The organism is Symbiopectobacterium sp. (genome assembly GCF_051710365.1).
Classification (GTDB): domain Bacteria; phylum Pseudomonadota; class Gammaproteobacteria; order Enterobacterales; family Enterobacteriaceae; genus Symbiopectobacterium.
Window position 1 is genome coordinate 1 of record NZ_JBPETA010000016.1, and the last position, 23,219, is coordinate 23,219.

21 protein-coding genes, 1 tRNA gene and 3 pseudogenes are annotated in these 23,219 nt (G+C 52.6%); 10 read left to right on the forward strand and 15 right to left on the reverse strand.

Features of this window, described 5'->3' with window-relative positions; genetic code table 11:
- Window positions 1–131 precede the first annotated feature (131 nt).
- The 3 genes from ACTBDZ_RS02650 to ACTBDZ_RS02660 are packed head-to-tail and all read left to right on the forward strand — an operon-like array spanning window position 132 to window position 3,260.
- Window positions 132–1,280 carry a putative Ig domain-containing protein gene (locus ACTBDZ_RS02650; protein ID WP_438814134.1) on the forward strand — a complete coding sequence of 383 codons (1,149 nt, stop codon included), beginning with the start codon at window positions 132–134 and terminating at the stop codon, window positions 1,278–1,280.
- Between the two features lie 31 nt (window positions 1,281–1,311).
- Window positions 1,312–1,692, forward strand: a complete 381-nt coding sequence (locus ACTBDZ_RS02655) for a hypothetical protein (RefSeq protein WP_438814135.1) — start codon at window positions 1,312–1,314, stop codon at window positions 1,690–1,692.
- A gap of 5 nt (window positions 1,693–1,697) precedes the next feature.
- Complete coding sequence (locus ACTBDZ_RS02660; protein ID WP_438814156.1) at window positions 1,698–3,260, forward strand: TolC family protein; 1,563 nt, start codon at window positions 1,698–1,700, stop codon at window positions 3,258–3,260.
- 118 nt (window positions 3,261–3,378) lie between these two features.
- Here the strand turns inward: ACTBDZ_RS02660 and ACTBDZ_RS02665 are convergent.
- The 6 genes from ACTBDZ_RS02665 to rlmE all read right to left on the reverse strand — a co-directional run bounded on the left by ACTBDZ_RS02665 (window position 3,379) and on the right by rlmE (window position 8,965).
- A tRNA-Leu gene (locus ACTBDZ_RS02665) sits at window positions 3,379–3,465 on the reverse strand.
- Window positions 3,466–3,481: 16 nt separating this feature from the next.
- Window positions 3,482–3,817, reverse strand: coding sequence for a preprotein translocase subunit SecG (secG, locus tag ACTBDZ_RS02670; protein WP_438814136.1), 336 nt, complete (start codon window positions 3,815–3,817; stop codon window positions 3,482–3,484).
- A 251-nt stretch (window positions 3,818–4,068) separates the two neighbouring features.
- Complete coding sequence (gene glmM / locus ACTBDZ_RS02675) at window positions 4,069–5,406, reverse strand: phosphoglucosamine mutase (RefSeq protein ID WP_438814137.1); 1,338 nt, start codon at window positions 5,404–5,406, stop codon at window positions 4,069–4,071.
- A 6-nt stretch (window positions 5,407–5,412) separates the two neighbouring features.
- Complete coding sequence (folP, locus tag ACTBDZ_RS02680; RefSeq protein ID WP_438814138.1) at window positions 5,413–6,246, reverse strand: dihydropteroate synthase; 834 nt, start codon at window positions 6,244–6,246, stop codon at window positions 5,413–5,415.
- 149 nt (window positions 6,247–6,395) lie between these two features.
- A complete protein-coding gene (gene ftsH / locus ACTBDZ_RS02685; protein WP_438814139.1) occupies window positions 6,396–8,288 on the reverse strand; it encodes an ATP-dependent zinc metalloprotease FtsH in 1,893 nt (630 codons plus the stop codon).
- A gap of 47 nt (window positions 8,289–8,335) precedes the next feature.
- Window positions 8,336–8,965, reverse strand: coding sequence for a 23S rRNA (uridine(2552)-2'-O)-methyltransferase RlmE (gene rlmE, locus ACTBDZ_RS02690; RefSeq protein ID WP_438814140.1), 630 nt, complete (start codon window positions 8,963–8,965; stop codon window positions 8,336–8,338).
- A 200-nt stretch (window positions 8,966–9,165) separates the two neighbouring features.
- Here rlmE and yhbY point away from each other — a divergent pair, with 200 nt between their 5' ends.
- Window positions 9,166–9,459, forward strand: a complete 294-nt coding sequence (gene yhbY, locus ACTBDZ_RS02695) for a ribosome assembly RNA-binding protein YhbY (RefSeq protein ID WP_196906616.1) — start codon at window positions 9,166–9,168, stop codon at window positions 9,457–9,459.
- Between the two features lie 118 nt (window positions 9,460–9,577).
- Here yhbY and greA read toward each other — a convergent pair whose 3' ends face one another.
- Complete coding sequence (gene greA, locus ACTBDZ_RS02700) at window positions 9,578–10,054, reverse strand: transcription elongation factor GreA (protein WP_438814141.1); 477 nt, start codon at window positions 10,052–10,054, stop codon at window positions 9,578–9,580.
- A 260-nt stretch (window positions 10,055–10,314) separates the two neighbouring features.
- Here greA and dacB point away from each other — a divergent pair.
- Window positions 10,315–11,762 (forward strand): annotated as a pseudogene (gene dacB, locus ACTBDZ_RS02705) (serine-type D-Ala-D-Ala carboxypeptidase).
- A gap of 87 nt (window positions 11,763–11,849) precedes the next feature.
- Here dacB and cgtA read toward each other — a convergent pair.
- The 4 genes from cgtA to rplU form a co-directional block, all read right to left on the reverse strand.
- Window positions 11,850–13,022 carry an Obg family GTPase CgtA gene (gene cgtA / locus ACTBDZ_RS02710; RefSeq protein ID WP_438814142.1) on the reverse strand — a complete coding sequence of 391 codons (1,173 nt, stop codon included), beginning with the start codon at window positions 13,020–13,022 and terminating at the stop codon, window positions 11,850–11,852.
- 251 nt (window positions 13,023–13,273) lie between these two features.
- Window positions 13,274–14,233 (reverse strand): DMT family transporter, encoded by a 960-nt coding sequence (locus ACTBDZ_RS02715; RefSeq protein ID WP_438814143.1) that lies wholly within the window; start codon window positions 14,231–14,233, stop codon window positions 13,274–13,276.
- A 99-nt stretch (window positions 14,234–14,332) separates the two neighbouring features.
- Window positions 14,333–14,590 carry a 50S ribosomal protein L27 gene (gene rpmA, locus ACTBDZ_RS02720; protein WP_438814144.1) on the reverse strand — a complete coding sequence of 86 codons (258 nt, stop codon included), beginning with the start codon at window positions 14,588–14,590 and terminating at the stop codon, window positions 14,333–14,335.
- Between the two features lie 20 nt (window positions 14,591–14,610).
- On the reverse strand, window positions 14,611–14,922 hold the full coding sequence (rplU, locus tag ACTBDZ_RS02725; protein ID WP_222159511.1) for a 50S ribosomal protein L21: 312 nt from the start codon (window positions 14,920–14,922) through the stop codon (window positions 14,611–14,613).
- A gap of 253 nt (window positions 14,923–15,175) precedes the next feature.
- Between rplU and ispB the strand changes: the two genes are divergently transcribed.
- Window positions 15,176–16,147: an octaprenyl diphosphate synthase gene (gene ispB / locus ACTBDZ_RS02730; protein ID WP_438814145.1), complete on the forward strand. Its 972-nt coding sequence runs from the start codon at window positions 15,176–15,178 to the stop codon at window positions 16,145–16,147.
- Between the two features lie 12 nt (window positions 16,148–16,159).
- Here the strand turns inward: ispB and ACTBDZ_RS02735 are convergent, their stop codons facing one another.
- The gene (locus ACTBDZ_RS02735; RefSeq protein WP_438814146.1) at window positions 16,160–16,543 is read right to left on the reverse strand and encodes a DNA-binding protein; all 384 of its coding nucleotides are present in this window, start codon (window positions 16,541–16,543) and stop codon (window positions 16,160–16,162) included.
- A 267-nt stretch (window positions 16,544–16,810) separates the two neighbouring features.
- Window positions 16,811–17,198 (reverse strand): annotated as a pseudogene (locus ACTBDZ_RS02740) (DNA-binding protein).
- Between the two features lie 184 nt (window positions 17,199–17,382).
- On the opposite strand from ACTBDZ_RS02740, the gene ACTBDZ_RS02745 reads away from it, so the two are divergent.
- The gene (locus ACTBDZ_RS02745) at window positions 17,383–17,664 is read left to right on the forward strand and encodes a helix-turn-helix domain-containing protein (RefSeq protein ID WP_438814147.1); all 282 of its coding nucleotides are present in this window, start codon (window positions 17,383–17,385) and stop codon (window positions 17,662–17,664) included.
- Between the two features lie 56 nt (window positions 17,665–17,720).
- Here ACTBDZ_RS02745 and mdh read toward each other — a convergent pair whose 3' ends face one another.
- Window positions 17,721–18,671: a malate dehydrogenase gene (gene mdh, locus ACTBDZ_RS02750; protein WP_438814148.1), complete on the reverse strand. Its 951-nt coding sequence runs from the start codon at window positions 18,669–18,671 to the stop codon at window positions 17,721–17,723.
- Between the two features lie 484 nt (window positions 18,672–19,155).
- Between mdh and argR the strand changes: the two genes are divergently transcribed.
- Complete coding sequence (argR, locus tag ACTBDZ_RS02755; protein ID WP_438814149.1) at window positions 19,156–19,626, forward strand: transcriptional regulator ArgR; 471 nt, start codon at window positions 19,156–19,158, stop codon at window positions 19,624–19,626.
- 64 nt (window positions 19,627–19,690) lie between these two features.
- Here argR and tsaD read toward each other — a convergent pair whose 3' ends face one another.
- Window positions 19,691–20,704: a tRNA (adenosine(37)-N6)-threonylcarbamoyltransferase complex transferase subunit TsaD gene (tsaD, locus tag ACTBDZ_RS02760; RefSeq protein WP_438814150.1), complete on the reverse strand. Its 1,014-nt coding sequence runs from the start codon at window positions 20,702–20,704 to the stop codon at window positions 19,691–19,693.
- Between the two features lie 237 nt (window positions 20,705–20,941).
- On the opposite strand from tsaD, the gene rpsU reads away from it, so the two are divergent.
- Together rpsU and dnaG are read left to right on the forward strand one after the other, a co-directional pair.
- Window positions 20,942–21,157: a 30S ribosomal protein S21 gene (rpsU, locus tag ACTBDZ_RS02765; protein WP_001144069.1), complete on the forward strand. Its 216-nt coding sequence runs from the start codon at window positions 20,942–20,944 to the stop codon at window positions 21,155–21,157.
- A 137-nt stretch (window positions 21,158–21,294) separates the two neighbouring features.
- A pseudogene (dnaG, locus tag ACTBDZ_RS02770) lies at window positions 21,295–23,043 on the forward strand (DNA primase).
- Window positions 23,044–23,219: the final 176 nt, after the last annotated feature.

Here is a 23,219-nt window from a genome sequence, read left to right on the forward strand (position 1 = left end):
TGAGTTCAGTATTGGTGACAGACCACCACAAGTATCCAACCTCAATTCTATTCACAAGACCATCGTTGATGTTCTCGGCGAGCGATACCGTCGAATTTATTCTTAAAGTAGGTGCGGAATGACGGGTCTATGTGAATGTAGCTGTTGCCCCGAGTGCAGGCGCGCGCACCATTTCCGTGACGGTGAACGACGATGCCAGCAGCAGCGCCACCTCGACCTTGACGATCGTCACCGGGAATCCCCCAGTGGTGGCCACCCCCATCTCGGCACAAAGCGTGGCGCAAAACGGCAGCCTAAACTTCACCGTACCGGCAGGCACCTTCACCGACCCGGATGGCGATACCCTGACCCTGACCGCCACACTGGCGGACGGTTCACCGCTGCCAGGCTGGCTCAGCTTTAATGCGGCCACCAATACCTTCTCCGGTACACCGGGCAATGCAGATGTCGGCAACCTGAGCATAAAGGTGACCGCCAATGACGGCGCAGCCTCGGTCAGTACCAGCTTTAGCCTGACCGTGACCAATGTGAATGACGCACCCGTCGTGTCCGGCACCCTCCCGCCGCAGAGCGTGGCTCAGGATGGTAGCTTCAATTTCACCGTTCCGGCAGGCACCTTTACCGATCCGGATGGCGATGCCCTGACGCTCAGCGCCACCTTATCCGATGGTTCCGCGTTGCCCAGTTGGCTGCATTTCGATGCATCTACCGGCACCTTCTCCGGTACGCCGAGTAATGGCGATGTCGGCAACCTGAGTATCAAAGTCACCGCCACCGATGGCAGCAATGCCTCGATCAGCACCAGCTTTGGCCTGACAATCACCAACATTAACGATGCTCCGGTAGTCGCAACACCCATTCCAGCACAGAATGTTGCTCAGGATGGCAGCCTGAACTTTACCGTGCCAGCGGGCACCTTTAACGACCCTGACGGGGATAACCTGGCCCTGAGCGCCACGTTAGCAGATGGCTCGCCGCTACCTGCCTGGCTCAGCTTTAACCCGGCCACTGGCACCTTCTCCGGTACGCCGGGCAGTGGCAACGTGGGCAGCCTGAGCATCAAGGTGACCGACAATGATGGCGATGCCTCGATCAGCAGCACCTTTAGTCTGACCGTGACCCGCGCGGATGTTCCCAGCGGCGATCCGCAGTTCCGCGTGACCAACGGTACCAGTGCCCCCCCCTTCTGGAGAAAGCCAAACGCCGCAATCCCTGACCGCGGGGGCTGCACCACAGGCCTTGGGCTCACTGTTCTCAGCAAACTCACTCGGCAGTTTTAATACCGGAAATACAGCCGCAGCAGGTTCATTGATGTCCAGCATCTTTGCCTCAACGCGTCACGAACGCGCAGCGGACAACGTGCCTACCAGTGAGATAGCGTCGACCTTCGCCGGTGGGCGGGCGCTCAGTAGCGGTACACAGTTTGATAGCTCATTGGGATCGTTCCCAAGCTTCAGCAAGGATCCTGCTTTGGGCGGCTCGTCCTCACTCGCTAGCGTTTTCTCCGGCATTTACTTGCCGTCGCTAACGCCAATGGAGGTGTTTGACCACGGCAGTTGGAAAGGTATCGGTATACATCCAGACACGGCGAGTACCGGTGACTCGGCTCCTGCAATCGAACAAACCGCAGCGACATTTACCCCGTCGTTGCATCAGCAATTACAACAGATTGGAAAGGCGCTAACGTTATGACGAACATGTTTGTGGCAAGCTGGTTGTCGGCACTAACAACCTTGGGCAGGGGTGAAATAGGAGCAAAAGGACGAAAACTTTTTAGTCTCAGTACATTGGTAATCGCACTCAGTGGTTGCGCCGTCACCAGCGACCCCATTACCAAGGCGGAAAGCACGCAGCGCAGCCAGCAGGATCGGGTGGCGATGTTTAGCCAGCAAGAACCGGTCACCGCGCCGGTTGGCCTGTATGACGCCATGGCTCGCGCCCTGAAATACAACCTCGAATCACGTTTAAAGGTGATGGTAAACGCTCTGGCCCAACAACAACTGGAACTGGCGCGTTATGACATGCTGCCAAAGCTGGCGGCCTCAGCAGGCTACGTGGGGCGGAATAACGTCAGCGCATCCAGCAGCCGTAGCATTAACACCGGTTCCACGACGGTACCTTATTCAACCTCACAAGATCGCGATCGCGACGTTGCCGATCTCACCATGGTATGGAACGTACTCGATTTCGGCGTCAGCTACGTCAGCACCAAACAGAAATCCGATCAGCGCTGGATTGCTGAAGAACGCAAGCGCAAGGTGGTACATACCATTCTGCAAGATGTGCGTTCTGCCTATTGGCGTGCGGTCGCGGCTGAGCGTTTACTGGGACAAATTGATGGGCTGATCGCACGGGTAAATCAGGCGCGTGACGCCAGTGAGCGCATGACGCAACAACAGGTCGGTGATCCTGTTGAAGCATTGAGCTATCGTCGGGCGCTGATCGATGCCACTCGCCAATTGGAAGAACAGCGCCGGGCACTGTCATTGGCCAAAACTGAACTTGCCACCTTGATGAATCTGCCACTGGATACCCCGTTCAAATTGGCACTGCCGAGCAGCAGCGAGCAAATTGTTCCGCAGTTGAACGTAGATCCCAAAACCCTCGAAGAAGCCGCGCTGGTCAGCCGACCAGAACTGCGGGAACAAGATTATCAGGTCCGTATTCACGCGGCTGAAACCCGTAAGGCGCTGTTGCGTATGTTGCCGGGTATTGAGCTGAGTGCAGGGGGGCATTACGACAGCAACTCTTTCCTGGTTAACAACAGTTGGGCCGATGTCGGCGTCAAAACCACATGGAACCTGTTCAACCTGATGTCCGGCCCTGCGGCACGCAAAACCGCTCAGGCCAACGAGCAGGTGGCAGAGATCCAGCGTCAAGCCATGTCGCTGGCCATCATGGCGCAGTTATATGTGGCACGTGCCAACTATAATGAATCGTTGCGCCAGTATAAAACCAGCGCAGAACTGCGTGATTTGGATAGTCAAATTGCCCAGCAGTTGAGAAACCGCTATCAGGCTAACAGCATCGGGGAGTTGCAACTGATTCAAGGGGAGTTGAATGCGTTAAACGCCGATTTACGTCAGGATCTCGCCTATGCGGAACTGCGTAACACCTACGAGCAGATTATCTCCAGCGTTGGGTTGGACCTGCTGCCCAAAACGCTGCCCTCCGATAAACTGGTGGACATCAGCAATGCGCTGCGCCAATCGGAAAGTGAATGGCAACAGGGTAAAATCAGTACGCTGCAAGCATTCTAAGGTAGCCGCCCTGGTGTCCAATGGGCATCAGGGCAACGCGGAGGGAAAAGGAAGGGAAAGCCCGTTACGCGCAAAGTAAAGATAAAAAAAGACGTCAATCGACGTCTTTTCTTATTATTGGTACCGAGGACGGGACTTGAACCCGTAAGCCCAATCGGGCACTACCACCTCAAGGTAGCGTGTCTACCAATTCCACCACCTCGGCATCCGAAATCTTTCAATTACTTGGGAATGTCACTCGCAGGCGCAGCCGGTGCTGCTGGCGTAGCAGGCTGTTCAACCTGAGCTGGCTGGCCCAGATTATCCCACTCACTGCCACCCTTGCTCTGATGTGAACTCATGTTCCCTAAGACCAGGCTGAGGACGAAAAACAACGTCGCCAATGCAGCGGTCATACGTGTCATAAAGTTACCGGAACCGCTCGAACCGAACAGCGTCGCAGACGCCCCAGCTCCGAACGAGGCACCCATATCAGCACCTTTACCTTGTTGCAGCATGATCAGACCTACCAAGCCTAATGCAACCAACAGGAAAATGACTAAAAGAGCTTCGTACATGATAGTACCCGTAACTGTTTCCCCATCATCAGATGAGGAGGCTAAATTCTCGCGGCAAACCGCACACATCTCGCTCAGCGGACAGCATTTGTCCCCGGTAGAGCGGGTCTAAATGCTAACTAAACCCACTGGGCGACGCAAGTGTATTTTAGAAAGATCAATGCGATTGCGGAAAAAAACGGCTAAACCCCTCAATGGGTACAGAAGCTGTCTCCGTTATAGTCCACAAAGACAGCCCGATACCCGAGAAATTAATGCGCAGCCTTCACAATATCCGCAATCTGATTGGCAAGGCTGACAACCAGAGCTTCATCTTCCCCTTCGACCATAACGCGAATCAAAGGCTCTGTACCAGACTTCCGCAACAGTACGCGACCGCGTCCCCCCAGCGTTTTCTCCACCTCTGACACCACGTTTTTCACGACGTCGCTTTCCAGCGGATCGCTGCTGCCGGTGAAGCGCACGTTGACCAACACCTGCGGGAACAATTTCATGCCGCTACAGAGATCGTGCAGCGACATATGGTTGCGCACCATCGCCGTCAGCACCTGAAGGCCAGCAATGATGCCGTCACCCGTGGTGGTTTTATCCAGCAGAATGACATGCCCGGAGTTCTCTGCGCCGATGCGCCAGCCCTTCTCCTGCATTTTTTCCAGCACATAGCGGTCGCCCACTTTGGCGCGAGCAAACGGAATACCCAGTTGCTTCAATGCCAGTTCCAGGCCCATGTTGCTCATCAGCGTACCCACCGCACCGCCGCGCAGCTGCCCTTGGCGCAACCCTTCACGCGCAATGATATAGAGGATCTGATCGCCATCGACCTTATTGCCTTCGTGATCCACCATGATCAACCGATCGCCGTCGCCATCAAACGCCAGACCAACGTCCGCCTTCTCCGCCAACACGCGGGATTGAAGCTGACGCACATCTGTTGCACCGCAGGATTCGTTGATATTCATGCCGTCTGGCTCACAGCCAATGGCAATCACTTTTGCGCCAAGTTCACGCAACACGCTCGGAGCGATGTGGTAAGTCGCACCATTGGCACAATCCACCACGATTTTTAACCCACTCAGGCTCAGTTCATTCGGGAACGTGCTCTTACAAAATTCAATGTAGCGCCCGGCAGCATCCACAATGCGATTCGCTTTGCCCAACTCAGCGGATTCTACGCAGGTCAGCGGTTTATCCAGCTCCGCTTCGATGGCCTCTTCGACGTCATCCGGCAGTTTGGTGCCATCGATAGAGAAAAATTTGATGCCATTGTCGTAGTAGGGGTTGTGTGATGCAGAGATAACAATGCCCGCTTCAGCACGGAAAGTGCGCGTCAGATACGCCACGGCAGGTGTCGGCATCGGGCCGGTAAATGAGGCCGATAACCCGGCGGCGGCAAGCCCGGCTTCCAGCGCGGATTCCAGCATATAGCCAGAAATACGCGTGTCTTTGCCGATAATGATTTTGCGCGATCCGTGGCTCGCCAGCACCTTACCGGCTGCCCAACCGAGTTTTAACACGAAATCCGGGGTGATAGGCGTCTCGCCCACTTTGCCACGCACACCATCCGTACCAAAATATTTGCGGTTACTCATTCGTTATTATTCCTTCTCTGCCAACGTGGCTTCGACAACTCGCATCGCGTCAACCGTCGCTTTGACATCGTGAACGCGAATAATATGCGCGCCCTGCATGGCAGCAATGACTGCACAGGCGACGCTACCATGTACGCGCTGGAGCGGAGGAACATTGAGCAGTTGTCCCACCATAGATTTTCTCGACATCCCGACCAGCAGCGGTAAACCAAAATGATGCAACTCCTGCAAATGTGCCAGGAGGCGGTAATTATGCGACAAATTCTTACCGAACCCGAACCCGGGATCCAGCAGCAGGCGATCTTTTTCAATGCCAACCTCGGCGCACCGTGAGATCTGCTGTTGGAAGTAGGCGCTTACCTCGGCCACCACATCGTCATAGTGCGGGTTATGCTGCATGGTTTTCGGCTGGCCTTGCATATGCATCAGGCAAATTGGTAGCCCGGTTGCCGCCGCGGCTTCCAGTGCGCCCGGTTCCTGCAATGAACGAATATCGTTAATCAGATGCGCACCAGCCTGCGCTGCTGCGCTAATCACCTCGGGCTTGGACGTGTCAACCGAGAGCCAGGCATCAAAGCGCGCCGCCAAGGCTTCAACCACTGGGATAACGCGATCCAGTTCTTCCTGCACGCTGACATCCGCTGCACCGGGACGGGTAGATTCGCCACCGATATCAATCAGCGTGGCCCCCGCGTTGACCATCTCTTGCGCATGGCAGATAGCTTCATCGAGAGCGGTGTATTTTCCGCCGTCGGAAAATGAATCCGGCGTAACGTTGAGAATCCCCATCACTTGAGGATGAGTGAGATCCAAAATGGCATCACGGGCAATTAGTTTCATCACCTTCTTCCTTTAACAACCGGTTTATCAATAAAGAAAAACCCGGCAAGCCGGGTTTTAAAAGAGGGGGTCAACAGCGCTATGACCGGACAACACTATCACATAACGCTGCTATAACCGTGCACGCTGTGGGCTGCACTTATCGCTTATCAGCTTGGCTGTGCTGCGGTCGGCGTACCGCCACCGTTGCCCGGTTCATTGTTGCTGGCCGGTGCACTTTCCCATCCCGCTGGCGGGCGCACGTCACGGCGTGACATCAAATCATCAATTTGCGGCGCATCGATAGTTTCGTACTTCATCAGCGCATCCTTCATCGAATGCAGCACATCCATATTCGCCATCAACAGTTCACGTGCCCGCACGTAGTTACGCTCAATCAGCGATTTGACTTCCTGATCGATAATGCGCGCCGTTTCGTCAGACATGTGTTTGGCCTTGGCAACAGAACGGCCCAGAAACACTTCACCATCTTCTTCTGCGTACAGCAACGGCCCCAGTTTTTCTGAGAAGCCCCACTGCGTTACCATGTTACGCGCAATAGACGTTGCCACTTTGATGTCGTTCGAGGCACCGGTAGAGACCTTTTCTGCACCATAGATAATCTCTTCCGCCAGACGACCGCCGTACAGCGTAGAAATTTGGCTCTCCAGCTTCTGACGACTGGCGCTGATCGCGTCGTCTTCCGGCAAGAAGAAAGTCACACCCAGCGCACGACCGCGCGGAATAATGGTGACTTTGTGCACCGGATCGTGCTCCGGCACCAGACGACCAATAATCGCATGGCCCGCCTCGTGATAAGCGGTAGACTCTTTCTGCGCTTCCGTCATGACCATAGAACGGCGTTCTGCACCCATCATGATCTTGTCTTTGGCTTTCTCGAACTCCACCATGGAGACCACTCGTTTGTTACCACGTGCAGCGAACAGTGCCGCTTCGTTCACCAGGTTTGCCAGATCGGCACCGGAGAAGCCTGGCGTACCGCGCGCAATCACCGAGGCATCCATATCCGTCGCCAAGGGAACGCGACGCATGTGCACTTTCAGGATCTGCTCACGGCCACGAACATCCGGCAGGCCAACCACCACCTGACGGTCAAAACGGCCCGGACGCAGCAATGCAGGGTCAAGCACGTCAGGACGGTTGGTTGCGGCAATCACGATAATGCCTTCGTTGCCTTCAAAACCATCCATCTCAACCAGCATCTGGTTCAGGGTTTGTTCACGTTCATCATGACCACCGCCCAGACCCGCACCACGTTGGCGACCGACGGCATCGATTTCATCAATGAAGGTGATACAAGGCGCTGCTTTTTTCGCCTGCTCGAACATGTCACGCACACGAGATGCACCGACACCCACGAACATTTCAACAAAGTCAGAACCGGAAATGGTGAAGAATGGCACCTTCGCTTCGCCGGCAATCGCCTTGGCAAGCAGGGTTTTACCTGTTCCCGGCGGCCCTACCATCAGGATGCCTTTCGGGATTTTACCGCCCAGTTTCTGAAAGCGGCTAGGCTCACGCAGGTACTCCACCAGTTCGCTCACTTCCTCTTTGGCTTCATCACAGCCAGCGACGTCAGCAAACGTGGTTTTAATTTGATCCTCGGTCAGCATGCGCGCTTTGCTTTTGCCAAAGGACATGGCGCCTTTACCGCCACCGCCTTGCATCTGACGCATGAAGAAAATCCAGACGCCAATCAGCAACAGCATCGGGAACCAAGAGATAAAGATCGATGCCAGCAGGCTCGGCTCTTCCGGTGGTTCACCAACCACTTTCACATTCTTGGTCAGCAGGTTATCCAGTAGCTTGGGATCGTTAACAGGAATGAAGGTGGTGTAGCGGTTGCCATCTTTTCTTGTAACGTTAATCTCACGCCCGTTAATACGTGTTTCACGGACCTGCTCCTGATTCACCTCTGTCAAGAAGGTAGAATAATCCACCCGGCGGCCATTTGACTCGCTGGGCCCAAAGCTCTGGAATACGGACATCAGCACCACTGCGATGACGAGCCAGAGAATCAGGTTTTTAGCCATGTCACTCAATGGATTAACCTCATATTACAACTGTGTTAAAAAACAGCGTTAGGGTACTACAGTTTACGCCCTGTCGCTACAATGTACACTTCACGAGAACGAGCACGCGAAGCATCAGGCTTACGAATCTTCACTGTTGTGAACAGAGAGCGAATTTGTCGCAGGTATTCATCAAAGCCATCTCCCTGAAAGACCTTCACCAGAAAACTTCCGCCCGGTGCCAGAACATCCCGACACATTTCCAACGCCAACTCAACCAGATACATGGCTCTTGGAATATCCACGGCGGGGGTCCCGCTCATGTTGGGTGCCATGTCTGACATCACAACCTGAACTTTATTATCCCCTACCCGCTCCATCAAGGCGCCAAGCACTAATTCATCACGAAAATCGCCTTGAAGGAAATCGACACCAACGATGGGATCCATTGTTAAAATATCGCACGCGATGATCCTGCCCGCATTGCCGATCTGCGTCACCACGTATTGAGACCATCCACCAGGCGCAGCGCCCAGATCCACCACAGTCATGCCCGGTTTAAACAGTTTGTCAGTGCGCTGTATTTCATCCAGTTTAAACCAAGCGCGGGAGCGTAGCCCTTTTTTCTGCGCCTGCTGTACATATTTATCGCTAAAGTGTTCCTGCAACCAGCAACTGGAGCTTGCAGAACGCTTTTTATTTGCCATCGGCTTTCCAACTTTTTGTTATGTACAACCAACTTGTCATGTACAACCCACTCGCTATAAAACATCAACGTGCCATTTACAACCGGTATCGCTCAACGACGCCGCTAAAGATCGGCCCATCAACGTCACCAAATTGGTTATAATGGTGAGATGGCGGTAGAATGACCCGTTTTCAATCCCAACCTAAGTAAAAAAGACACATGAATCTAAGCAACAAACAAAAACAGCACCTGAAAGGCTTGGCCCACCCGCTAAAACCAGTGGTTATGCTGGGTAACAATGGCCTTACCGAAGGTGTTCTGGCCGAAATTGAACAATCGCTAGAACATCATGAGCTGATCAAAGTTAAAATTGCAACTGAAGATCGGGATACTAAGGCATTGATTGTTGAAGCCATTATCCGCGAAACCGGTGCCTGTAACGTTCAGGTTATCGGCCATACGCTGGTTCTGTATCGCCCGTCGAAAGAACGTAAAATTGTGTTACCCAAGTAACCAATTATATCACCGTGTTTCACATTTAACGAAAAGGTGCCATGCCCGTTCGTTAGAGAAAAGGCCGCATGCGGCCTTTTGCTTTTCTTTACACAATTTGCCGATTTAATCGGCGAAATTACAGATATTGGACCTTCAGGATCTCATACTCGACCAGACCACCGGGCGTTCTGATGGTCACGACATCATCCTGCTCTTTGCCAATCAGCCCACGGGCAATCGGCGAATTCACAGAAATCAGGTTTTGTTTGAAATCCGCTTCATCATCACCCACGATGCGATAGGTCTGTTCTTCTTCTGTGTCCAGGTTCATCACGGACACCGTTGCACCAAAAATGACGCGCCCACTGGCTGGCATCTTTGTCACATCAATCACTTGCGCATTGGACAACTTGGCTTCGATTTCCTGAATGCGGCCTTCGCAAAAACCCTGCTGTTCACGTGCCGCATGGTACTCAGCGTTCTCTTTCAAATCACCGTGTTCACGAGCCTCAGCAATCGCCGCAATGATTTCCGGACGGCGAGTGCCTTTCAAGAATTCTAGCTCTTCACGTAGTTTTTCTGCACCACGCAATGTCATCGGAAATTGTTTCATATCTTCAAACCTCTAAGAAACTTGTAAGACATTCATTATCGTCATCCTGACGCTTCAACGAACGATGCGACAGACGGTCGGTATGCCAGCGCTCCCTGGCGATAAACAAAAGTAACCTGACCCGGAACAAGGTTTCAGGTCAGGAGCGATTTTGCATTTTGATACGTATTTTAACCCAGAGTTCCATAAGGGTCATCGTTTACTTTAGACCGCATTGCGCCGTAGTATGACCTCACGTTACCCTGTTGTAAGCTGAGATTATGCGTTTTTTATCGACTTTTTCCGGACTTGCCTGCGCGGTTGTGCTACAGAGCTCTGTGTTACCGGCTCACGCAGCAAGCATTAACGATCACATTCAATACCTGCCGGATGGCGCTAATTTGGCGTTCTTGGCACAGAAAATAGGTGCCAGTAGTCCCGCAGTGGCTTACAACAGTGAACAAATGGCATTACCCGCCAGTACCCAGAAAGTGTTGACGGCGTTAGCCGCTTTGCTACAGCTAGGCCCAGATTACCGTTTCGTGACCACACTGGAAAGTCATGGTGCAGTAAGTGGCGGAAAATTGAACGGTAATTTGGTAGTGCGTTTCAGTGGCGATCCTACACTGAAGCGCCAGCAGATCCGTAATATGATCGCCGAATTGAAAAAACGCGGCGTACAGAGTATCGCCGGTGATGTGATCATCGATACCTCAGTGTTCGCCAGCCATGACAAAGCCCCGGGCTGGCCGTGGAACGATATGACACAGTGCTTTAGCGCACCGCCGGGCGCAGCCATTGTCGATCGCAACTGCTTTTCCGTCTCCCTCTACAGCGCGCCTAAAGCGGGCGACAACGCGTTTATTCGCGTTGCCTCCTACTACCCGGTCCAGATGTTCAGCGAAGTGCGCACGCTAGCCAAAGGCTCGTCTGACGCACAATATTGCGAACTGGACGTGGTGCCGGGCGAATTAAACCGTTTCACACTGACCGGCTGTCTGATGCAACGCTCCGAACCGTTACCGTTGGCTTTCGCTATTCAGGATGGTGCCAGCTATGCTGGTGCCATCGTTAAAGATGAGCTTTTACAAGCGGATATCCGTATCACAGGCAGCTTACGCCGTCAGACACTATCAAGCCCCGCGGGCACTGTACTGGCTCAGACGCAATCCGCACCGCTGCATGACCTTCTCACTATCATGCTGAAAAAATCAGACAACATGATTGCTGATACCGTTTTTCACACCATCGGACATGAACGATTCAGCGTGCCAGGCACCTGGCGCGCCGGAGCCGACGCGGTGCGTCAGGTACTGCGACAAAAAGCGGGCGTCAATCTGGATAACAGCATTGTCGTTGACGGCTCTGGCCTGTCGCGCCATAACCTGATTTCACCCGCCACCATGATGCAAGCGCTGCAATACATTGCCCAGCACGATAACGAATTGAAGTTCATCGAGATGCTGCCTTTGGCAGGTTACAACGGTACCTTACAGTACCGTGCCGGATTACATGAAGCCGGCGTTGACGGCAAGGTTTCTGCGAAAACCGGTGCACTGCAAGGGTGTATAACCTCGCGGGCTTTATCACCACGGCCAGCGGCCAGCGCATGGCTTTCGTGCAATTCCTATCGGGCTATGCGGTGCCACCTGAAGATCAGCGCGCCCGCCGTGTACCGCGGGCGCGCTTTGAAAATCGTCTGTACAAAGATCTTTATCAGAACAATTGAGGTAAAAAAAGCACGATCCCCAAAAGGGATCGTGCCTGATAGGATGTCAGCAACACCCTCCGTCACCGGAGGATAGCGGCCCGAGAATTACTTCTGGTAAATGATCTCGACGCCTTCGTCGTCATCTTCGTCCCAGTCGTCATCCCACTCTTCTTCGGCTTCATTTTCCACGGCGGCCAGCTGTTCACGGTGGTAATCGTCCCACATGAACTCGACTTTTTCAGGCCCTTTCTCTTCGATAGCCATGGCTTTCGGCTGTGTTTCCAGGAAGTTCATCACATCCCAGCACAGTGCGTTGACACCAGAACGGTTAGCAGCAGAGATCAGGTAGTATTTACCTTCCCAACCTAATGCTTCGGCAATCGCTTTAGCGCGCTGCTCTGCTTCCTCTTTCTCGATCAGATCGACCTTGTTGAACACCAACCAACGCGGTTTTTCCGCCAGAGAAGCACTGTATTGCTGCAACTCATTGACGATCACTTTGGCATTCTCTACCGGATCGGATTCGTCGATCGGCACAAGGTCGATCAGGTGCAGCAGCACGCGACAGCGTTCCAGATGTTTGAGAAAACGAATCCCCAGACCCGCGCCTTCGGAAGCGCCTTCGATCAGCCCAGGAATATCGGCCACGACGAAGCTTTTCTCGCTGTCCATACGCACTACGCCCAGGCTAGGCACCAGTGTGGTGAAGGGATAATCCGCCACCTTGGGCTTAGCGGCAGACACCGCGCGAATAAACGTCGATTTACCGGCATTCGGCAGCCCCAGCATCCCGACATCTGCCAGCAGCAACAATTCCAGCATCAGAGAACGCTCTTCGCCTGCTGTACCGCTGGTTTTCTGGCGCGGCGCACGGTTAACCGACGATTTGAAACGGGTATTACCCAGCCCGTGCCAGCCACCTTTCGCCACCATCAAACGCTGCTCGTGGCACGTCATATCGCCCAGCACCTCTCCGGTGCTTTCGTCCAACACGCGAGTACCAATCGGCACCTTGATGGTGATATCTTTACCACGCTTGCCGGTACAATCGCGGCTTTGCCCGTTCTGACCGCGCTCTGCGCGATACGATTTCTCAAAGCGAAAATCGATCAGCGTATTCAGGCTCTCATCCGCCAACAGATAAACGTCACCGCCGTCGCCGCCGTCGCCGCCGTCCGGACCACCATTGGGGATATATTTTTCACGACGGAAGCTAACACAGCCATTACCGCCGTCACCAGCCACCACCAGAATGGTAGCTTCATCTACAAACTTCATTCACTCTCTCCGCAACAACCTATAGAGATCACCTATCATCAGACGCCATGCATCAGGACATTGTCGGTTCTCTTTGGCGTGATGCTTTCATGGCATGACGCGTGAATGATCGCCGCGCATCATGCAAAAAACGGAACGTAATAGAACCTGCCTCGCAAGGGAGCGGCATTGTACCCGCTTCCCGCGTGGATTTCATCTGTATTAAAAATAAACAGTGCACACAACCATCGATAGCGTCAGGCTAGCGCGCGTTACTTTGGCACCGGTATGACATTATCGCGTTTTCTTCCCGGAAAAAAACGGTGCCCAATCGCGGAAAACATGGCCCCGGAGACCACCACAAACGCACCGATATAACCAACAAGATTCAACGCCAGTGTGGCAAAATAGAGCGGCCACAGGATTGCCAGCAGGTCAGAGAACAACAGCGTGAACAGCGGCGTCAATGTAATAATGGCACTCACCTGTGCCGCCTGCCAGCGCGCCATCGCCTCAGCCAATGCACCATAGCCAACCAGTGTATTCAGGCCGCAAAAAAGCAGACAAATCAACTGCCAGCGGGTCAGTTGGAAGATGGTCTCAGGGTGCGCCCACGGCGTAATGCACAATACGCACAGGACATACAGCAGCAGTAAAATCTGTTGTGAGGACAAGCGGCGCAGCAATACTTTTTGTGCCACGCCGTAACTCACCCACACCATAGCGGCGCCCATTCCCAACAACACGCCAAGGGTGTAATCCGTCAGTCGGGTAAAAATCTCGATCAGACTGGCGTTGAAAAACAGCAACATACCGCACAGCAACAGGGTGGCACCGATAATCTGCGTGCCACGCATTTTCTCTTTCAGAATAAGCACGCTGGCGAACATCATTCCCACCGGGGAAAGTTGTCCAATCACTTGCGATGTGGTCGGGCTTAAAAACTTGAGTGAGGAGCTGAACAGCACAAAGTTACCCAGCAACCCGCCAGTGGCAATCAACAACAACACCCACCAGCGCCGATGGCGAAAAAGACGCAACGGCGGTAGCTGACCACGAGAGAAAAGAATGATCCCAAGCCCGATCGAGGCCATAAAAAATCGATACCACACCACGGTATAGGGTTCCATGACAACAAGCACCTGCTTCATGGCAATGGGTAGTGCACCCCAGCATACTGCCGTCGTCAAGGCCAGGCTCAGCCCGATGCCAACCTGCTGTTTCGTCTGCATGGTTCTCTCAGTTTATTGCGGGTGGTGAAGGGATATGGAAATGTAAAAATCCCCGCAACGAATTGCGGGGCTTATATCTGTCAGACCTGACGCGAAAAATTACTCAGCAACGATGCTGATGTATTTACGGTTTTTCGGGCCTTTAACTTCGAACTGGACTTTACCGTCAGCCAAAGCAAACAGAGTGTGGTCTTTACCGCAACCTACGTTGGTGCCCGCGTGGAATTTAGTACCACGTTGACGAACGATGATGTTGCCAGCCAGAACGCTTTCACCGCCAAAACGTTTTACGCCCAAGCGTTGTGCGTCGGAATCGCGGCCGTTACGAGTCGAGCCGCCAGCTTTTTTGTGTGCCATTTAATCCGCTCTCCTAAGTCTTAAGCGCTGATGCCAGTAATTTTCACGTCAGTGAACCACTGACGATGGCCCGCTTGCTTACGGTAGTGTTTACGGCGACGGAATTTAACGATCGTTACTTTCTCACCGCGACCATGGGCAACAACTTCTGCCTTGATCTTGCCACCATCGACGAAAGGAACGCCGATTTTGATTTCTTCACCATCAGCAACCATCAGAACCTGATCAAATTCAACAACTTCACCAGTTGCGATGTCCAGCTTTTCCAAGCGAACGGTTTGACCTTCGCTTACTCGGTGTTGTTTGCCACCACTTTGGAAAACTGCGTACATATAAAACTCCGCTTTCCGCGTACTCATATTGATTATTCGAGCGCGCTATAGATATTCACAATAGGGCGCGAATTCTACGCAAAAAACCTACCGATGACAAGTGCAGATTCGAGAGAATTGAAGAAAAAGAGTACAGGTTCTTCACGACCATTTATCTGTGCCATTTTTCAAGTACAATCAGTCCATAATAACCATTGAAGCCGGTATGGAACCGACCCTAACCACGGCGTACAGAAAAAGCACTGGCACAGATATGAATCTAGAACAGATCACAGCATTAGCTGCCCATGATATGAACGACGTCAATGGCGTTATTCTGGCACAACTCAATTCAGATGTTGTACTTATCAACCAGATTGGCAATTACATTATCGGTGGTGGCGGGAAACGTATTCGTCCCATGATAGCCGTGCTGGCCGCCCGCTCGCTGGCGTATGAAGGTGATAAACATGTGACAGTCGCAGCATTGATTGAATTTATCCACACCGCCACGCTGCTGCATGACGATGTGGTGGATGAATCAGATATGCGTCGTGGCAAGGAAACGGCCAATGCCGCCTTCGGCAATGCTGCCAGTGTACTGGTTGGGGATTTCATCTATACGCGCGCGTTCCAGATGATGACCAGCCTGGGCTCGCTGCGCGTGCTGGCGCTGATGTCTGAGGCAGTCAACGTCATCGCTGAAGGCGAAGTGCTGCAACTGATGAACTGTAACGATCCGGATATCACCGAAGAGAGTTACATGCGCGTCATCTACAGCAAGACAGCGCGCCTGTTCGAAGCCGCAGCGCAAGCATCTGGGATTCTGGCGGGTGCCACCGATGAGCAGGAAAAAGCGTTGCAGGAATATGGGCGTTATCTCGGCACAGCATTCCAACTGATTGACGATCTGCTGGATTACAGCGCCGACGGAAAAACCTTAGGTAAAAATACCGGTGACGACCTGAACGAAGGCAAACCCACGCTGCCGCTGTTACACGCTATGCGTAACGGCAATAGCGAGCAATGTGCGATGATCCGCAAGGCGATCGAAGAGGGCAATGGTCGCCATCTTCTGGAACCGGTGCTTGCTGCCATGCAGCAGTGCGGCTCGCTGGAATACACCCGACAGCGTGCAGAGCAAGAGGCGGATAAAGCGATTTCCGCGCTTCAAGCGCTGCCGCCGAGCCCCTTCCGTGAGGCACTGGAAGGCCTGGCACATATTGCCGTTCAACGCGATTATTAATGCGTCCGTGCGCTATGTTGTCGATGCGTTGGGATCGCTTGCGATCTCGAGGTGTGACAACATGGCAATCGCGCCTTCGCGCAGCACAAAATCGATCAACGCTTCCTGCTCGTTGATCGAGAGTTTTTCAAATATCTGAATCCAGGAAGCCAGCAGCGGTTTGGCAAGCGTCATATAAGCTGGCGGTGACATTTCCGCCATCTCACGAATCTGGAGCCGCTTGCGCACCTCCTGCGGTAAACTCTCTCGCGCATATTCAACGGCCCGCCCTTGCACCCCTTTTCGTTTACGTTTTTCCCAGCCTTCTTCTCTGGCGCGTTTGTTAAGGCCCTGTCTCGATTTTGGCAAACCTGCTATACCCAGTAGATCCTGGGGCGTCAACCATGCTTTTTCCATTCGCAACATCCTCCATAAACGGCATTAACGCACGCCAGGGTGACGGTCGATGCTCCATACCGCCACCTTGGTTTCCAATAATAAAAACATAAGCAACAATTTATCTCCTAATGACGCGTAACCGTTACCGATTAAATTAGCGATTAAGTGTTATATATTGGACTAAAACGCACGCTGACGTTGAAACGGGAACTGAACAAAGAAGGGAAAAAAGTGACAGGCAAGCGGGGCGTACACCATCCGCAAAAATAGTGCATCAGTATAGATTTAGGCAGCAGAGGGGTCATCAGGCGCAGTGTCATCTGACGATGAAATCCGCAACTGAGACAACACAGAGGCCATACCGTAACGCAAGATATGCGCGACCAGCGCCTCTCTTTCTTGCTCAGAGCACTGTTGATAGATCTGAATCCAGACGGCCAACATATCGGCCTGACGTACTGCGTAGGATGAGGGGGGTTTCTTGCAGTGAAAGCGAATGCTACACCAATTCTGGCAGGCTATAAAGGGAGTATTCAATGCCGCGCCCTTGAACCCCTTTATGACGGCGTTTTTCCCACCCGTCTTCCCGAGCACGTTTATTTACCCCTTGCCGTGTTTTAGGCAATCCCGCCATCCCCAGCAATTCAGCAGTGGTGAACCACTCTTTTTTCATAGCCTTTCATCCTGATAGTGCGATGCATTACAAAATTTAATTTATTAGGAACAACGTTAAGGAAATTATTGGAAATATAATGCTATATTTTTTCCTAATTCCGTTCACGCATTCCATGCGTTTAACTGACGAGCGTTATTTACACCACCAATGGACCATTATCTTGTAGCAAGAAGGAAAGATTATGAGCGAAAGGAAACACAACTGGCACCCTGCCGATATCATTGCCGCACTCCGTAAAAAAGGCACCACGCTGGCGGCAGTCTCACGAGAAGCAGGATTAAGCTCCTCCACTCTAGCCAATGCGATATCACGCCCCTGGCCCAAGGGAGAATGGCTCATCGCCGAGGCAATCAACATTCACCCTGCTGAAATCTGGCCCAGCCGTTACTACGATCCGAAAAGTAACATGCTGATTGATAGGAAAAAACTTATCAGACCTGACGATCCCCACCCAAAATCCTGATATAAAAAAGCCGGAGCACCTTCTCTCCGGCTTATCATCTGGCGTTTAGACACCGATTAACCGCGTACTGAGCCACTCACAAAGGATTCACCCAATTCGATATCCTGTCTCAGGGTGCCCAGCATGTTATCCAGAGCCTGTTTTTCAAACGGGCTCAGTGCGCCAATGGACTTACGTTCAATGATGCCGGATTTGCCCAGCAACAGCGGCTGTGCGAAGAAACAGGCATGCTCGCCGTCACCTTCCACATAGGCACATTCCACTACCCCTTCGTCGCCTTGCAGAGCGCGTACCAGAGACAGCCCAAAACGCGCCGCCGCCTGACCCATGGAGAGGGTTGCCGATCCGCCACCGGCCTTGGCTTCCACCACTTCCGTGCCCGCGTTCTGGATACGCTTGGTAAGATCCGCCACTTCCTGCTCGCTGAACGTTACGCCAGGAATTTGTGACAACAGAGGAAGGATCGTCACACCAGAGTGCCCGCCAATCACAGGGACTTCAACCTGTTGCGGCAGCTTGCCTTTCAGTTCCGCCACAAAGGTGTTGGAGCGGATAATATCCAGCGTGGTTACGCCAAACAGCTTGTTCTTGTCGTACACACCGGCTTTTTTCAGTACGTCCGCGGCGATCGCCACCGTCGTATTAACCGGGTTGGTAATGATACCAATGCAGGCTTTCGGGCTGGTGCGGGCAATCTGTTCAACCAGATTGCGCACGATCCCCGCATTCACATTGAACAGGTCGGAGCGGTCCATGCCCGGCTTGCGAGCGACACCGGCCGAAATCAGAACGATGTCCGCGCCGACCAGCGCAGGGGTGGCGTCTTCACCGCAAAAGCCTTTGATGGATACTGCTGTAGGGATATGGCTCAGATCAACGGCGACGCCCGGCGTTACCGGAGCAATGTCATAAAGAGATAATTCTGAACCTGAAGGAAGCTGGGTTTTGAGCAGGAGCGCGAGAGCCTGACCGATACCGCCTGCTGCTCCGAGAACTGCAACTTTCATCCTAAACTCCTTATTATCGTAAAAGTAAAAATGCCGTGAATTTGTGCAATAAACCGCCAGACATGAATAAAATCAGGAGGTTTAAACGGCTTACCGAACGGATGTCGGCAATGCCGAGACCTCGATATCAGGTCATGGAAAAGAAAAAACTATGTCATTAATAATAAATCAAAATCTGCCGAGTGATTTGTAAGGTAAGTAAAGTTATAAGTAAGTGAGTAAATAATGCAGCGCGCATCACGTTCAGTACGATGGCGGCTACATTACACCGAACCGCAGCCAGTAAACAACCTCATTTTGATAACATTTTATTTACTTTTATGTGACTAAACGCTCGTTTTTTTTCATCGCTTACGTCGTTTAAACATTTTAGCGCAATTATCGTACTGAACCCTACCGAGTCACTTCTTTAAGCGCCCATATTGCATAAAAATTCACCCAACTGCATAATGCACGCATCAACGATCACAACACACGGTGCAGAATGCGTAACTCCACGAAACAGGAAGATTTGGTCAAGGCGTTCAAGGCGCTGTTAAAGGAAGAGAAGTTTAGTTCTCAAAGCGAGATCGTGTTGGCGTTACAAGACGACGGTTTTGAAAATATAAATCAATCAAAAGTATCACGTATGCTGACTAAATTTGGCGCAGTGCGCACGCGCAATGCCAAAATGGAGATGGTCTATTGCCTGCCAGCAGAACTGGGTGTACCCACCACCACCAGCCCGCTGAAAAATCTGGTGCTGGATGTCGATTATAACGATGCGGTTGTGGTTATTCACACCAGTCCGGGTGCTGCGCAATTGATCGCTCGGTTGCTGGATTCACTGGGGAAATCAGAAGGGATTCTGGGCACCATTGCCGGGGATGACACCATTTTCACCACGCCAGCACGCGGCTTTAGCGTTAAGCAGTTGTTCGACGCTATTTTGACGCTGTTCGAACAGGAACTGTAGTGACCCGCCAGGGGTGCTGACGCAGTGACTCACGCCAGATGAGGGTATCTGGCGTGGGGTTGGGTCAAACGGCAGGCAACTCCGCCAATGGCCAACGTGGACGCACGCTCACGCCCAGTTCATGACTTTGATTGTGCAACAGCCTCACACTGCCCGCATAGGCAATCATCGCGCCATTATCGGTACAAAACTCAGGCCGCGCATAAAACACCGCCCCACCCCGTTTAGCCATGGTCTCTGTCAGGCGAGCGCGCAGCGTGCGGTTGGCACTGACGCCGCCAGCCATCACCAGACGTTTAAAGCCGGTCTCATCCAACGCTCGGCGACATTTTATCGCTAACGTATCAACCACCGCATCTTCAAACGCGCGCGCAATATCAGCACGGGTTTGATCATCATTGCCATTGGCGCGAATAGTATTGGCGGCAAAGGTTTTCAAACCGGAAAAGCTAAAATCCAGCCCTTGTCTGTCGGTCATCGGGCGAGGAAAGGTAAAACGTGAGGCATCCCCACGCTGCGCCAGTTTGGACAACATCGGGCCTCCCGGGTAATCCAGTCCCAGCAGCTTTGCCGTTTTATCAAAGGCTTCACCGGCAGCATCGTCAACAGATTCTCCCAGCAACCGGTATTCACCGATGCCAGTGACGCTGATTAACTGCGTGTGACCGCCAGAAACCAATAGCGCCACGAAAGGAAATTCCGGCGGATTATCTTCCAGCATCGGGGCCAGCAAATGCCCTTCCATGTGGTGAACCGGAATCGCCGGCACGCCCCAGGCAAATGCCAGCGCACGCCCGACCGTTGCGCCGACCAACAATGCGCCCACCAGTCCAGGGCCGGCAGTGTAAGCCACACCATCGATGTCCGATGCGGACAGGTCCGCCTCTTTCAGGGCAGCCTGAATCAGAGGAACCGTTTTACGCACGTGATCGCGCGAGGCCATCTCCGGCACGACACCGCCATAATCAGCATGTAGTTTTACTTGGCTATACAGTTGGTTAGCCAATAACCCGGCATCCGTGTCATAAATCGCCACCCCGGTTTCATCACAGGAGGTTTCAATACCCAATATGCGCATCGTTCTACCTAACGTTCGTTGCCACGCAAGCCGACATCCACTTGCCACTTGCCACTTGCTTCATACAACAGATAGTCTACCATTAACGGTTTGGATTTTCTGCTCTGCGTGCGCGTTGGGTGTTTTATGATCGCCGCAATGCTTTACAAGCGCATCACGTTTACAGTAGAATTCCGCACCATTTTGAAAAGGCTGGCACAAGGCCAGCACATACCGAATTATTAAGGTGAGAGGCACATGCCGGTAATTAAAGTACGTGAAAACGAGCCGTTCGATGTAGCGCTGCGTCGCTTCAAACGTTCCTGTGAAAAAGCGGGTGTTCTGGCTGAAGTTCGTCGTCGTGAGTTCTATGAAAAACCGACAACCGAACGTAAACGCGCTAAAGCTTCTGCTGTGAAACGTCACGCTAAGAAACTGGCTCGAGAAAACGCACGCCGCACTCGTCTGTATTAATTTCTGGAGGCCTGGCCTCCACCGCGTGATTAATCCGCAGACTTAGCAGTTGCATACGAAGGCCGTGCTTTCCGAAAGGAAGCGCGGCTCGTTGTCGTTTATAAGCTATCGTTTATTTGTATTAAAAACAGGTGCTTATGGCTGGACGAATCCCACGCGTCTTTATCAATGACCTGCTGGCACGCACTGATATCGTCGATCTGATCGACGCGCGCGTGAAGCTCAAGAAGCAGGGCAAGAACTTTCACGCGTGCTGTCCGTTTCACCATGAGAAAACCCCGTCTTTCACCGTAAACGGTGATAAACAGTTTTACCATTGCTTCGGCTGCGGCGCGCACGGCAATGCCATCGATTTTTTAATGAACTACGATCGCTTGGAGTTCGTTGAAAGTATCGAAGAATTGGCATCCATACACAGTCTGGAAGTGCCTTATGAATCCGGCACTGGCACCACAGCGCTTGAACGCCATCAGCGTCAAAGCCTGTATGAACTGATGGGGCAACTGAGCGAGTTTTATCAACAGGCGTTAAACCAGCCAACGGCAGCCGCCGCCCAAGGTTATCTGGCACAACGCGGCCTAAGTGCGGAAGTGATTCGCCACTTCGCTATTGGCTTCGCTCCTGCCGGGTGGGACAACGTATTAAAGCGCTTTGGTCGTCACGATGAAGATCGTGAAACCCTGAGCGATGCGGGAATGCTGGTTAAAAATGAGCAAGGACGTACCTATGACCGCTTCCGTGAGCGCGTCATGTTCCCGATCCGCGATAAGCGCGGCCGCGTTATCGCCTTTGGCGGGCGCGTGCTGGGAGACGGATTGCCCAAATACCTGAACTCGCCGGAAACTGAAATTTTTCATAAAGGCCGTCAATTGTATGGCCTTTACGAAGCGCAACAAAATCACACGGAACTAAAACGTCTTCTTGTGGTTGAAGGTTATATGGACGTGGTGGCGCTGGCACAATTTGGTATCGATTATGCCGTCGCGTCACTGGGCACTGCCACCACGGCAGACCATATTCAAATGATGTTCCGCGTTACCGATCAGGTGATTTACTGCTATGACGGTGACCGCGCAGGCCGAGATGCCGCCTGGCGCGCCTTGGAAACGGCGCTACCCTATTTGAATGATGGTCGCCAGTTGCGCTTTATGCTTCTCCCTGATGGAGAGGATCCGGATACTCTGGTGCGTAAAGAGGGTAAACAAGCGTTTGAACAGAGGATGGAGCAGGCGCTGCCGCTTTCCACGTTCTTGTTTGATACCCTGCAACAGCAAGTGGATATGAGCTCTCCGGAGGGCAGAACCAAGCTCGGAAGAGATGCATAGCCGTTGATTGGTCAGGTGCCGGGAGAAACCCTGCGGCTGTATCTACGTCAACAGCTCGGCAACAAACTGGGGATTCTTGACGATCGCAAGCTGGATAAACTGCTGCCAAAAACGGCAGAACAGGCGCAGCCTTACCAGCCGCCCCAACTAAAACGCACAACTATGCGTATACTAATAGGGTTGCTGGTACAAAATCCGCAGTTGGCAGCATTGGTGACGGCCCCGGAGGGGTTGGCAGCATCGAAGATGGCCGGTGTGCCACTGTTTATTGAGCTGGTGAAAACGTGCCATGCGCAGCCCGGTTTGACAACGGGGCAGCTTCTGGAGCTTTACCGGGAGAATAAATCAGGCCCACAGCTTGAAACCATGGCAACCTGGAACCACATGATCGTTGAGGACAAGGTAGAAGAGACGTTTATCGATACCTTGACTACCCTATATAACCATATGTTAGAGGAGCGGCTGGAATCATTGATAGCACAGTCGCGTTTGCGGGGGTTGACCGCAGAAGAACGTAACGAAGTGCACATGCTGAACCAGGCGCTTACAAGAAAGAACTGATTACAGAGGCTTAATTGCCGATAACCAGCAGGGTGAAACCCTGCCAAAGCCGCTAGAAGGGGCTGCGGCGAGAAGAAGAAATACCCCGAATGTTATTGTTGGCTATACCCAATAGCTTTCAACGAGCAGGCGAGCGAAAGGCACCTGCATCGTGAAAGATGACCGGTATAATTATG

Excerpts from the sequence above, each read along its gene's own strand:
- cgtA (WP_438814142.1), bottom strand. The coding sequence starts at position 13,022 with ATGAAGTTTGTAGATGAAGCTACCATTCTGGTGGTGGCTGGTGACGGC.
- ACTBDZ_RS02660 (WP_438814156.1), top strand. The coding sequence starts at position 1,698 with ATGTTTGTGGCAAGCTGGTTGTCGGCACTAACAACCTTGGGCAGGGGT.
- rpmA (WP_438814144.1), bottom strand. The coding sequence starts at position 14,590 with ATGGCACACAAAAAAGCTGGCGGCTCGACTCGTAACGGCCGCGATTCC.
- tsaD (WP_438814150.1), bottom strand. The coding sequence starts at position 20,704 with ATGCGCATATTGGGTATTGAAACCTCCTGTGATGAAACCGGGGTGGCG.
- yhbY (WP_196906616.1), top strand. The coding sequence starts at position 9,166 with ATGAATCTAAGCAACAAACAAAAACAGCACCTGAAAGGCTTGGCCCAC.
- secG (WP_438814136.1), bottom strand. The coding sequence starts at position 3,817 with ATGTACGAAGCTCTTTTAGTCATTTTCCTGTTGGTTGCATTAGGCTTG.
- greA (WP_438814141.1), bottom strand. The coding sequence starts at position 10,054 with ATGAAACAATTTCCGATGACATTGCGTGGTGCAGAAAAACTACGTGAA.
- argR (WP_438814149.1), top strand. The coding sequence starts at position 19,156 with ATGCGTAACTCCACGAAACAGGAAGATTTGGTCAAGGCGTTCAAGGCG.
- mdh (WP_438814148.1), bottom strand. The coding sequence starts at position 18,671 with ATGAAAGTTGCAGTTCTCGGAGCAGCAGGCGGTATCGGTCAGGCTCTC.
- ACTBDZ_RS02735 (WP_438814146.1), bottom strand. The coding sequence starts at position 16,543 with ATGGAAAAAGCATGGTTGACGCCCCAGGATCTACTGGGTATAGCAGGT.
- ACTBDZ_RS02655 (WP_438814135.1), top strand. The coding sequence starts at position 1,312 with ATGTCCAGCATCTTTGCCTCAACGCGTCACGAACGCGCAGCGGACAAC.
- rplU (WP_222159511.1), bottom strand. The coding sequence starts at position 14,922 with ATGTACGCAGTTTTCCAAAGTGGTGGCAAACAACACCGAGTAAGCGAA.
- ACTBDZ_RS02745 (WP_438814147.1), top strand. The coding sequence starts at position 17,383 with ATGAGCGAAAGGAAACACAACTGGCACCCTGCCGATATCATTGCCGCA.
- rpsU (WP_001144069.1), top strand. The coding sequence starts at position 20,942 with ATGCCGGTAATTAAAGTACGTGAAAACGAGCCGTTCGATGTAGCGCTG.
- ispB (WP_438814145.1), top strand. The coding sequence starts at position 15,176 with ATGAATCTAGAACAGATCACAGCATTAGCTGCCCATGATATGAACGAC.
- glmM (WP_438814137.1), bottom strand. The coding sequence starts at position 5,406 with ATGAGTAACCGCAAATATTTTGGTACGGATGGTGTGCGTGGCAAAGTG.
- ACTBDZ_RS02715 (WP_438814143.1), bottom strand. The coding sequence starts at position 14,233 with ATGCAGACGAAACAGCAGGTTGGCATCGGGCTGAGCCTGGCCTTGACG.
- rlmE (WP_438814140.1), bottom strand. The coding sequence starts at position 8,965 with ATGGCAAATAAAAAGCGTTCTGCAAGCTCCAGTTGCTGGTTGCAGGAA.
- folP (WP_438814138.1), bottom strand. The coding sequence starts at position 6,246 with ATGAAACTAATTGCCCGTGATGCCATTTTGGATCTCACTCATCCTCAA.